Origin of the sequence: Clostridium sp. (genome assembly GCF_034179595.1) — a bacterium.
Classification (GTDB): Bacteria; Bacillota; Clostridia; order Clostridiales; family Clostridiaceae; genus Clostridium.
Window position 1 is genome coordinate 1 of sequence record NZ_JAXFPT010000014.1, and the last position, 11986, is coordinate 11986.

The 11986-nt window shown below is 27.8% G+C and carries 11 protein-coding genes; 1 reads left to right on the top strand and 10 read right to left on the bottom strand.

Translation table 11 applies throughout. From position 1 onward, the window contains the following. The 4 genes from SPJ33_RS00920 to ychF all read right to left on the bottom strand — a co-directional run. A partial coding sequence (locus tag SPJ33_RS00920) for a penicillin-binding transpeptidase domain-containing protein (RefSeq protein WP_414627192.1) occupies positions 1 to 972 on the bottom strand: 972 nt, incomplete at its 3' end. Positions 973 to 1101: 129 nt separating this feature from the next. Next, on the bottom strand, positions 1102 to 1551 hold the full coding sequence (locus SPJ33_RS00925; RefSeq protein WP_321116078.1) for a cell division protein FtsL: 450 nt from the start codon (positions 1549 to 1551) through the stop codon (positions 1102 to 1104). 71 nt (positions 1552 to 1622) lie between these two features. Then, the gene (rsmH, locus tag SPJ33_RS00930) at positions 1623 to 2555 is read right to left on the bottom strand and encodes a 16S rRNA (cytosine(1402)-N(4))-methyltransferase RsmH (RefSeq protein WP_321116079.1); all 933 of its coding nucleotides are present in this window, start codon (positions 2553 to 2555) and stop codon (positions 1623 to 1625) included. A 513-nt stretch (positions 2556 to 3068) separates the two neighbouring features. Further along, positions 3069 to 4166, bottom strand: coding sequence for a redox-regulated ATPase YchF (gene ychF / locus SPJ33_RS00935; protein ID WP_321116080.1), 1098 nt, complete (start codon positions 4164 to 4166; stop codon positions 3069 to 3071). Between the two features lie 163 nt (positions 4167 to 4329). Between ychF and pdaA the strand changes: the two genes are divergently transcribed. After that, positions 4330 to 5139 (top strand): delta-lactam-biosynthetic de-N-acetylase, encoded by an 810-nt coding sequence (gene pdaA, locus SPJ33_RS00940; protein ID WP_321116081.1) that lies wholly within the window; start codon positions 4330 to 4332, stop codon positions 5137 to 5139. 14 nt (positions 5140 to 5153) lie between these two features. On the opposite strand, the gene SPJ33_RS00945 is transcribed toward pdaA, so the two are convergent. The 6 genes from SPJ33_RS00945 to SPJ33_RS00970 all read right to left on the bottom strand — a co-directional run bounded on the left by SPJ33_RS00945 (position 5154) and on the right by SPJ33_RS00970 (position 11984). Further along, entirely contained in the window at positions 5154 to 5792 is a 639-nt protein-coding gene (locus SPJ33_RS00945; RefSeq protein WP_321116082.1) for a cyclodeaminase/cyclohydrolase family protein, read from the bottom strand. 116 nt (positions 5793 to 5908) lie between these two features. After that, entirely contained in the window at positions 5909 to 7009 is a 1101-nt protein-coding gene (locus tag SPJ33_RS00950) for a tetratricopeptide repeat protein (protein WP_321116083.1), read from the bottom strand. Positions 7010 to 7195: 186 nt separating this feature from the next. Next, the gene (locus SPJ33_RS00955; RefSeq protein ID WP_321116084.1) at positions 7196 to 7801 is read right to left on the bottom strand and encodes a 50S ribosomal protein L25; all 606 of its coding nucleotides are present in this window, start codon (positions 7799 to 7801) and stop codon (positions 7196 to 7198) included. A 112-nt stretch (positions 7802 to 7913) separates the two neighbouring features. Next, entirely contained in the window at positions 7914 to 8354 is a 441-nt protein-coding gene (locus SPJ33_RS00960; protein ID WP_321116085.1) for a DUF523 domain-containing protein, read from the bottom strand. Positions 8355 to 8416: 62 nt separating this feature from the next. Then, positions 8417 to 9367 (bottom strand): carbohydrate kinase family protein, encoded by a 951-nt coding sequence (locus tag SPJ33_RS00965; protein ID WP_321116086.1) that lies wholly within the window; start codon positions 9365 to 9367, stop codon positions 8417 to 8419. A 256-nt stretch (positions 9368 to 9623) separates the two neighbouring features. Further along, positions 9624 to 11984, bottom strand: coding sequence for an endonuclease MutS2 (locus SPJ33_RS00970; protein WP_321116087.1), 2361 nt, complete (start codon positions 11982 to 11984; stop codon positions 9624 to 9626). Between the last annotated feature and the right edge of the window lie 2 nt (positions 11985 to 11986).

Here is an 11986-nt window from a genome sequence, read left to right on the forward strand (position 1 = left end):
TTCTTGCATAGCAGCTATAGCTGTTATTACCTTAAATATTGAACCTGGCTCAAACGTATCATTTACAAGTCTATTTCTCCACATTTTTTGAACCTTATCATATTCAGTTTTCCCTGTAAATTCATCTGCACCTTCAAATGGTTCATTTGGATCAAAATCTGGCTTATTTGCCATTGCAAGAACTTCTCCTGTCTTAGGATCCATAACAAGAACTGATGCCGCTTTAGCTTTATTGTCTTTAATAGCTTGTTCTGCAGCTTTTTCTGCAAATAACTGAATATGTTCATCTATAGTTAATGTAATATCTTTACCTTCAATTGGTGAAACGAATTTTGAAATAGTATAAGGTAAATCATTACTTCTACTATCTAATTCTGCAATTCTCATACCAGGTATACCTGATAATTCATCATTATATTGAAGTTCTATACCTGTTAAACCTTGTCCATCTATATTAGTACTACCTAAAAGATGTGCAGCAAAATTTTTATTTGGATAATATCTTTTAGTATCTGCAGATACTATAACACCATTTATACCTAAAGCTTTTACCTTATCAGCTTGTTCTTTTTCAATTCTTCTAATCAGTGTAGCTGAACCTGCATCAGCTCCACTTGGAAGCTTTGTATTAAGCTTTTTAAGAACATCTTCTGTTTTCATTCCAACCGCTTCTGCTATCTTAGGTGCAATATCTTCATTAGTTTTATCATCTTTATTTTTTTTAGCATCGTCTTTAAGATAAGCTCTTATAGAATTTAAGTCAAAATCTATTCTATAGACATTTGCAGAAACTGCAAGTTCTTCGCCATTTCTATCTAGGATTCTTCCTCTTCTTGCATCTATCTTAACTTCACTTGTCCATTGTTCTTCTGCTCTAGCTGCATAATCTTGTCTTTTAACAATCATTATATAAGATAATCTTACTGCTAAAACTGCTAAAAGCACTGTCAATAATCCAATAACTACTCCCATTCTCTTCCTAGACAATGCCCTATCTGTAAAGCCTCTTTTTTTCACATTAATTCCTCCGTATTATTAGCTTAAAAACACTTAGGATGCACTTTGTTTTTAAGTGCATCCATTACTTTAATAAATAATTAATTACTTATTTCCATTTACGTTTCCTAATCCTGAAAGATAATCCTTTGATAAATCAATGTTAACCTTTTTAGCATCTACTGTGGAAATCATCTTTAATTTATTTTTAGCATTAGATTCGATATTTTTAAGAGAAGCATGCTTTAATAATTCAACCTTTAAAGCCTCATTATCTGAAGTAACTTTTTTAATATCTGAATTTATAGTTCCAACTTCTGTTTGTAATCTATAAACTTTACTATCTCTCCATATAGTTATAACTCCAAGAACAAAAATAACTAATGCTATTTGTAATGCTGCATTTCTTTTTCTAATTTTCTCTTGTCTTAGTAATTTCTTTTTTTTGTTTTTATCAATATTTATGTTTTTCTTAGTTTTTTTTGTATTATTATATTTTCTCTGAGGATTTACAGCTGTATTTCCTTGTACATAATCATATTCCTCTACTAACACTTTATTCACATCCCTTTACATTTATAACATAATAATATAATAATTATACTTTTCTACTTTACCTTTATTTTTTATAACTTTTCTATAACTCTAAGCTTTGCACTTCTACTTCTAGGGTTTTCTAAAACTTCTTCTTTTGACGGTTCTATAGCTTTTCTACTTACTAATTTAACTAATGGTTCTTTTCCACATACACATATAGGAAATTCCTTTGGACAAGTACATGGATTAGCTAAATCTCTAAATTTTAACTTAACTATTCTATCTTCTAGTGAATGGAATGTTATAATCGCCATTCTTCCGCCTTTATTTAATCTATTAACACCATCTTCTATGGCCTTATTTAAGATTCTAAGTTCTCCATTTACTTCAATTCTTATAGCTTGGAAAGTTCTCTTAGCAGGGTGTGGTCCTTCTCTTCTAGCTTTTGCAGGTATTGCACTTTTTATTATGTCAACTAACTCAAAAGTAGTTTCTATAGGTTTGCTTTCTCTTTTTTCTACTATAAATGAAGCTATTCTCTTTGCAAATTTTTCTTCGCCATAATCTTTTATAACCTTATATAGTTCTTCTTCACTATAAGTATTTACAACATCATATGCTGAAAAATCATTTTCTCTATTCATTCTCATATCAAGATGTGCATCTTTCATATAGCTAAATCCTCTTTCTCCTTCATCTAATTGATAAGATGAAACCCCAAGGTCCATTAGTATACCATCTACATTTCCAACGTTTAAATCATCAATAATCTCACCTATGTTATAAAAATTATTGTGAACTAAGACCTTGTTTTCAAAGTTTTTTAGTCTTTCTCCCGCAGCTTTTAATGCATCTTTATCTTGATCTATTCCAATTAGTAAACCATCTTTAGATAATCTTTTTAGGATTTGTGATGAATGCCCAGCTCCACCTAAAGTACAATCTACATATTTTCCATCTGGTTTAATGTTTAAACCTTCTAAACACTCATTTAAAAGCACCGAAACATGTTTAAATTCCATATAGTTTTCTCCTCATCTTATCTTCTAAAATAACTTATTTTTTAAATTTTAAGCTAATATTAGAAACTTATTGTATTTATTTTTCTAAAGTTTTTTTACTATATTATCTAATCTTCATATCTTATCTTTATTAACTTATGTAAACTTAATCTTCAAAATCTTTAAAAATAATATAATGAAGATATAATATACAATAATAATTCTTATTATAGACACTCTATTATTCTAATATGTAAATATAGTCGCCTATATTATACTTTACATTTATTTAGGTATACTTTCAACCACTATTTATTACTTTTGGAAACTTATTTTATATTATTCTATTATAATTATTATTTTCCTTCTTTTTTTATTTTATTTTTCCTTTATTTTACTTTTATTAATATTACATATTTTATTATACAAGAATTTTTCACTCTATTTATAATAAATTAATTAAGATATTTTAAAATTTAAATTTTTTATAATAAAAAAAGGTGGAATAAAATCCACCTTTTTTTAAGTTATTTATTAAACATTGAATCTGAAGTTTACTACATCTCCATCTTTCATAACATATTCTTTACCTTCTAATCTGTAAAGACCTTTTTCCTTAGCAGCTGCTTCTGAACCACATTCTACTAAATCATCATAACTTACTATTTCAGCTCTTATGAATCCTCTTTCTATATCTGAGTGAATCTTACCTGCAGCTTGTGGCGCTTTTGTTCCTTGTTTTATAGTCCAAGCTCTTACTTCTTGTACACCAGCAGTTAAATAACTTATAAGACCTAATAACTTATATCCTTCTCTTATAAGTTGATCTAATCCTGATTCTGTAAGTCCATATTCTCCAAGCATTTCTTGCTTTTCTTCATCTTCAAGACCTGAAAGTTCTTCTTCTATCTTAGCACTTACTATAACTATTCCTGAATTTTCATTTTTAGCATATTCTTCTACTTTTTTAACGTATTCATTATGAGGATCTCCGCTAACAACATCATCTTCTGAAACATTACATGCATATAATACTGGCTTTGAAGTTATTAAGAATAGGCTCTTTACAAAAGCTTCTTCATCTTCATTTAAATCTAATGTTCTTACAGGTAAGTTGTTTTCTAGGTGAGATTTAACTCTCTCCATTATTTCATATTCAGCCTTTGCATTTTTATCTCCTGATCTTACAAGTTTAACTGCCTTTTCCATTCTTCTTTCTAAAACTTCTAAGTCTGAGAATATAAGTTCTAAGTTTATTGTTTCTATATCTCTTATTGGATCTACAGAACCTTCAACGTGAACTACATTTCCATCATCAAAACATCTTACAACGTGAACTATTGCTGAAACTTCTCTTATATGTGATAAGAATTTATTTCCTAATCCTTCTCCTTTTGAAGCTCCTTTAACTAATCCAGCTATATCATAAAATTCTATTGAAGTATATACCTTTTTCTTAGTACCATACATTTTTTCTAATACATCTAATCTTTTATCTGGAACGCTAACTACTCCAACATTTGGTTCTATAGTACAAAATGGATAGTTTGCTGATTCTGCTCCTGCCTTTGTTATTGCATTAAATAAAGTACTTTTACCTACGTTTGGTAAACCTACGATTCCTAACTTCATTATGTACATTCCTTTCTAATTTAAACTATACCAATAAATTATACTCTACATATTGTTAATTTTCAACTTATTAAAGAGTTACGACAATTTCCTTTAAATATTACCATGTTTATTTCTAAATATTCTTCTAATAATAATATTAAATACTATTAGGAGGTTTATTATGAAAAAAAAATTATTTAAAATAATAATGCTTTCATCTTTTATATGTATCTTATTTTCATGTATTAGTGTATTTGCTAAAACTACAAATGATAACTCTGAGCTTAATTGGTATTTTGTAAATAGAGGCAAAGATACTATTCCAGAAGCCCCTAAGGAATCAGCTACATTTTTAAATGATACATCTTCATTTTATTTAGGTGATACTTCAAAAAAAGAAATATATCTAACATTTGATGAAGGATATGAAAAAGGAAATACAGAAAAAATCTTAGACATTCTTAAAGAAGTTGATGTAAAGGCAGCATTTTTTGTTGTTAAGCCTTATATAATTTCAGAACCTGATACTGTAAAGAGAATGGAAGCTGAAGGCCATCTTGTATGTAATCACACTTCACACCACCCATCTATGGCTTCTATTAAAGATACAGAAAAGTTTAACAATGAGTTTAAAGAAGTTGAAGATGCATATAAAGATTTAATAGGTAAGGATATGCCAAAATATTTTAGACCACCTATGGGTAAATATTCAAAAGCTTCACTAGAAAAAACTAAAGATTTAGGTTATAAAACTATATTTTGGAGCTTTGCATATAGAGACTGGTTAGTTGACAATCAACCATCACCTAAAGATGCAGTTCAAAAGATAAAAAATGGAGTTCACCCTGGATGTATAATGTTACTTCATGCAGTATCTGATACTAATACAAAAATATTAAAAGAAGTTTTAACAGATCTTAAAAATGAAGGATATGAATTTAAAACTTTAGATGAACTTCCAGACCAAATGATAATAAAAGGTGCAAATTAATTTGCACCTTTTATTTATATATTATTATATACAGTATAGAGTATATTTTCTTTTTTACTATTAGATTCCTTAAGTAAGGATTTTATCTCATCTTCTACTTCATTAAAATAACTTTCGGACTTTAATGAGCTTAAATTTATCTTTACATTTATAATTGAGCTTTCTATTACTGAATGTAATAAACTTGCTGCTACTCCAGCATCTGATACAAGCATTTTATTTCCATACTTTATTGCAAATTCTATATTTTCATAAAATTTAATACATTCTCTACAAAGATTTAATGGACACATCATAGCACCATATGTTTTTTCCTTAATTTTTTGTTTTCTATATTCTTTTTCTTCATCTGTATTTTTAGGTAATTTATAAGAATCCATAACCTTATTAAAAGAAGCTCTATCTTCTTCCATTAATTCAATACACTTTTTTATAAATTCTTTGCATTCTTTTTCAAAAGATATCATTTTCTCTTTATTTTCTTTACTTAAAGGTTCAAACGATTTTTTATTTATTGTTAATGAATACACCATATTGTTTAAAGCTCCTGCAATTGCAGCTACAAATGCTGCGCTACTTCCACCTCCAGGTGATGGTGAACTTGAAGATAAATCATTTAAGAATTCTTCGATTTTATAGTTTTTAAATAGCATGTATTTAACACTCCTAAAAAATAATATTGAATTAGATTATAACATCTTATAGCCTTAAGTTCTATCTTTTAATAAAAAAATTAGAAGGCTTATAAATTAAACCTTCTAATAAAAACTTATTTATTTTCTTTTTTACTTATTAATTTTTCAATCTTTTGTACAATTTCATCATCTTTATTTAGTTGCTTAGCAATTTTTAGATGTAATTTTGCATCTTCTAAGTTTCCTAAATTAATATAACACATTATTATATTAGTACATATTTCAACTTCTCTTGAAGCTTCAAAAGCTTTTTTAAAGTATTTTATAGCTTCTTCATAGTTTCCTATGCATGCATAATTTAATCCTAATTCATTAACAACTTCAAGTATACCACTTTCAATTCTTAAGCTTTCAAGTAAATAATAAATTGCTTTTTCAAATTGTCCTACTTTTCTATAACATAAACCTAAATAATAATATATTAAAGGATTTTCTTGGAACTTATCTAATAATGATAAGAACAATCCTATTGACTTTTCTGGCTCTTCATCAACAAGACTTACAGCCTTTTCGTAAGTTGTTACATTTTCTATATCATTCATAAGCATTTCTATTTCTGGAGTTTGTTCTCCACCTCTTCTTAAATACTCATTAATTTCAACCTTAGCCCCTGCATAATCAGTTTTATCTTTTAAAATTATACCTTTATAAAGATATGGTTCTTTCATCTTATTAAATAAAATTTTAGCTTGATCTATATCTTCTAATAGGATTTCTTCAAAACCACTATCTTTTTCTCTAATACTTATACCTATTAAAAGTAATTTTTTCATATATTCTTCATTTTCAAAAACTTCAAGAAGTCCCTTTAATATAAGATAAGCATCTTCTAAACGTTCTTCTTTAACTCTTTTTGCAACTAAGCTCTTTGCACATTCTTCACTTTCTGGAATTTGCATAAGTAATAATTTATAATCATCACTAAAGCTTATATTTTTATCTGCTCCTAATGTTAAAAGCATACCTTCTATAAAATAATATATAGGAAGATTTTCTATTTTAATCTTATCTTGTATATTGCTTGTTATATATTCTGAACTTATTGGTAAAAATAATTCTTTATTCTTAAAAGAAATATACTCTGGTATATTTACTGACTTTTTAAAACCTTCTTGATTTATTTCTAAAAATAAAAGTTTACTAAGTTTTTCTTTAAATAATGATTTATAATCCATATGTTTGCACCGCCTATAAAAATATTCACGTCTCGTATAAAGTTAGTAGTTCTTTTATGATTTAAAACAAAAGATAAACTATTATCAAATATAGATTTTAACACACTAAGCTTAGATAATTCAACATCAATAGATATTTAAGCAAAAAAGAAAAGAGTTTTTAATTTACTCTTTTCTTTTAAAATATTATTTCTTATCTTTATTTTCTGAAAGTTTTGCTTGTTCTTCTTCCATTAAATCAGAAGTTAATTTTCTTTCATTTGCTACAGCTGCAATTACAGTATCTAATTTATCTAATACTTCTATTTCTCCAGCAATTTCTAAATCACATAATCTATATACTGAGCCATCTACTCCATTAGATACATCAAATTTTATAGATTTAGGTAATTTTTTTGAATCACAACATACCTTAACAGAATCTTTTTCTTTTTGAAGTACAGCACCCTTTTTATTTAGATATCCTTCACCTACATATTGTATAGGAATAGAAGTTTCTATTTGTTCGTTTTCTTCTAAAAGTTCTAAATCTAAATGAACAACTCTATGATTAATTGGTTCTCTTTGAACTTCTTTTATTAAAGCATTTTTATGCTCTCCATTAAAATTAACATTTAAAATTCCATGTTCTCCTGAATTTGAAATTTCTCTTCCAAGTTCTAAAGAACCGACTTCAAACATGAAATTATTTATTCCTTTTCCATATATAACGCCAGGTACTAATCCCTTTGCTCTAGTTTTTCTTCCACTATTATTAACTTTGCATCTTTCATTTATTTTTAGTTCACCCATAAAAATATCTCCTATCTTAATTAAAAATTCTTTTTAATTATGCCTAAAAATAAATACTTTTATTCATCATTTTCTAATGTTAGTATTTAGAGTTAATGTAAATATCTTAACCTTACAATAAAAATTTATGAGCTTCATCTTCTGAAAATACTTCTATTCCATTTTCCACAAATAATTTTGCAGTTATTCCTTCACCCTTTATTTTATTATCTGAAAAAGTTCCATCATATATATTTTTACTTCCACAAGAAGGACTGCCATTTTTTAATATTGCAACCTTTGCATCTACTAATTTAGCAATTTTAAGTGCCTCTTTAGCTCCCTTTTTAAACTCTTTACTGACATCTTTTCCTTCTTTACTTATAACTGAAATCTTTCCGTCATTTTTTAAAATTTCTGAAGGCACTCTTGGAGTTGTCATTCCCCCTAATTGTTCTGGACAAACTAAAACTGCTTTTCCTCTCTTTAATAATTCAACACAACTTTCATTTTTATTATTTTTTCCATTATATTTACAATCACATCCACAAAGACATGCACTAATTATCATCATAAAAATATTCTCCTTTCTTTAACACAGAAAAAGACTAAAGATTTAATCTTTAGTCTTAATTTCTAATATGTAACTTCTTCCCAATCTATTTTATTTAAGTATAATTCAACATATTCTCCGCTCATCTTAGGATTTATAGTATCCTCATGAGAAATTGTTATAGTTGACATTGCAATTGCATATTTTACTGTCTCTCTTAAACATAAATTATTCATATAACCATATCCTACACCAGCGACAAATGAATCACCTGCTCCTGTAGTATTTTTTACAACTACATCTTTAGCTTTTATCTTACCTTCTTCTTTGTCATTTAAATAATATATGCCATCAGAATCTAAACTAATGAATACATTTTTAACTCCTAAAGATAAGAAATATCTACCTGCTTCTCTTAAGTCTTCATCATTTTCTATTTTAGAACCCCAAAGTATTTCTGCTTCATATCTGTTTGGCTTTATAGTATGGAAATATTTAATTAAATGCTTTATCTTTTCTGCCTTAGCTGCTGATACTGGATCTAAAACAAATTTTGTTTTTCCATAATATGTAGTAAGTATATGTTCTAAAAGTTCTGCATCATCTGCATCAAGAATTGTATACTCTGCATCATATATTATTTCTTTTTTTGAATCGATAAAGTCAGCATCCATTTCATCTAAGCTTTCCATATCTACAACCGCTGATACCATATCCCCAGTATGGTCTAAGATTGCCATATAAGTTGGAGTACAACCACCTTCAAGAATTAATGATTCTTCCATATCATATCCTACCATCTTTGAATGTGATAAGATATTTCTGCCGTTCTCATCATCTCCTATTATTGATATAAACTTAGTATTTACTCCTACTCTTGCAAGATTTTCTGAAATATTTCTACAAACTCCCCCAAGAGAAATTTTGATATTACCAGGATTTGAATCCTTGCTTTTATATATGTTTCTAGTAAAACCTAGTATATCAACAATTGACGCCCCTATAACTAGTATGTATGAATCTTTTTGTATCATATTATCTCTCCTGTTTCTATTTCCCATTATTATAAATAAAACATATAATTATTATAAGTTACAAAATAAAAAAAATAAAGAATATTTCATGAATTTTTTAAAATAATTAATGTAAACGCTTATAATTTGTCGTATTATATCTTATTTTAGTTTTTATGCCTAAAATAGGATATATAAACTTAAAAAGATAAGCTTATTTTTAAGAAATAATCTTATCTTTTTTGTATATTTATGAACAAATATTAAATATCTTTACTTATTTTAAAACAACTACAGTAACTCCATCTCCACCTTCACCATAAACTCCTAGTCTATAGCTTTTAACATGCGGATGTCTTTTTAGCATATCATTTATTGCTTTTCTAAGAACTCCAGTTCCTTTACCATGAACAATAGTTACTTCACCTAAGTTTGCCATATAAGCATCATCTAAATACTTATCTGCTCTAAAGCAAGCTTCTTCAGAGTCCATACCTCTTAAATCTATTCTGCTTTCTACATTGCTTAAGTTTAACTTAACTTCTCTTCTCTTCTTTTCTTTTTTATTTGTAGTTTGCTTTTCTAAGGCTCTTAAATCTTTAGCTTTAACACTTATCTTCATTATTCCAGCTTCAACTAATACTTCACCTTTACTATCTGGCATTGATATAACAACCACGTTTTGATTTAATGATGGAAGATATGCTTCCATTCCTAATTTAATCTTATCTATACTCTTACCTTTTTGTTCTTTTTGAGTATAAAGTGCATTTTCTTTACTTTCTAAGCTTTCTTTTAACTTTCTTCTCTCTTCTTCAAGTCTACTTCTTCCACCACCTGAAATACCCATCTTTTCAAGCTCTCTCATAGCTTTTAGTATTTCATCTGCTTCTTCTTTTGCATCAGCTATTATATCCTTAGCTTCTTTTCTAGCATCCATATATGCTTTATCTCTTGCCTTTTCTAACTTTTGAAGTTTTTCTTCATATTTTTTCTTAAGCTTTAAAGCATCTTCTTTAGCTAAGATAGCTTCTCTTGCATCTCTTTTTGCTATTATACTCTTTTCTTGAAGTTCTCTTATAAGATCTTCAAATTGAAGATTGTCTTCAGCTATAAATTCTTTAGCTTCTTTTATTACGCTTTCGCTAAGTCCTAATCTTTTAGATATTTCAAAAGCATTTGATTTACCTGGTACACCAATTAAAAGTCTATATGTTGGCTTTAAAGTTTTTACATCAAATTCAACTGAAGCATTTTCAACATCTTCTGTTCTTAATGCATACCCTTTAAGTTCACTATAGTGTGTTGTAGCTATAATTTTACTTCCTCTAGCTTTTAAATTATCAATTATAGCTGCTGCAAGTGCTGCTCCTTCTGTAGGATCAGTACCTGCGCCAAGTTCATCAAATAATATTAATGATTCTCTAGTTGCCTTACTCATTATATCAACAATATTAGTCATATGAGATGAGAATGTTGAAAGTGATTGTTCTATGCTTTGTTCATCACCAATATCTGCAAAAATTTCATTATAAAACGCTATCTTAGAGCCTTCTTTTGCTGGTATTAAAAGACCACACATCCCCATTAAATGTACAAGTCCAACTGTTTTTAAAGTTACTGTTTTACCACCAGTATTAGGTCCTGTAATCATTATTACATTATATCCTTTCTCTAGATATATATCTGAAGATACTACACTCTTTGGATCTATTAAAGGATGTCTTGCTGAAATCATATTAAAACTTCCATCATCGCTTACAGTTGGATAAGTTCCATCTATGCTTGATGCATAAGCTCCTTTTGAGAATATAAAATCAAGTTCTCCTAATATCTTGTTATTGCTTTTACAAACATCAACATTATTTGAAACCTTATTTGAAAGGTCTGCTAATATTCTTTCAATTTCAGCTTTTTCCTTTAACATAAGCTCTTTTATTTCATTATTTAAATTAACTAAACTCATAGGTTCTATAAATAATGTTGCTCCAGTTGAGCTTTGGTCGTGAACTATACCAGGAACTTGACCTTTATATTCAACTTTAACAGGAAGAACATATCTATCCCCTCTCATTGTATATAAATTTTCTTGTAAGTATTTTGAATAACTTCTAACTATGCTATTTATTCTCTCTCTTACAGAAGAATTTTTTTCTTTTAAACTTCTTCTTATGCTTCTAAGAGTAGCTGATGCTCTATCACTTACCTCTTCTTCTGATACAATAGATCTTTCAATTTCTTCTTCAAGACCTTTTAAAGGTTCTAAAATATAAGCTAAATCTTCTATTCTTTCAAAAGCAACCTCAGCTTCATCTCTTTCAGTATACTTTTTAAAATTTCTTGCACATTTTAACATACTTCCTATATGTAGAAGTTGCATGCATGATAAAACTCCACCTTTACTAGCTCTATCAATTCCTTCGCTTACATCATATAATCCTTCAAATGGAGGAGCTCCCTTTGTAACTAACATATCTAAAGCTTCTTTTGTTTCTTTAAGAGCAATTTCCATCTCATATTTTGTTTCATATGGCATCAATTTATCTATAAGCTTTTTTCCGCCTTGTGTTTTTGAATATTTCTTTAGATTTTCTTTTATTTTTTGAAATTCTAAGACTCTAAATGTTCTTTCATTCATCT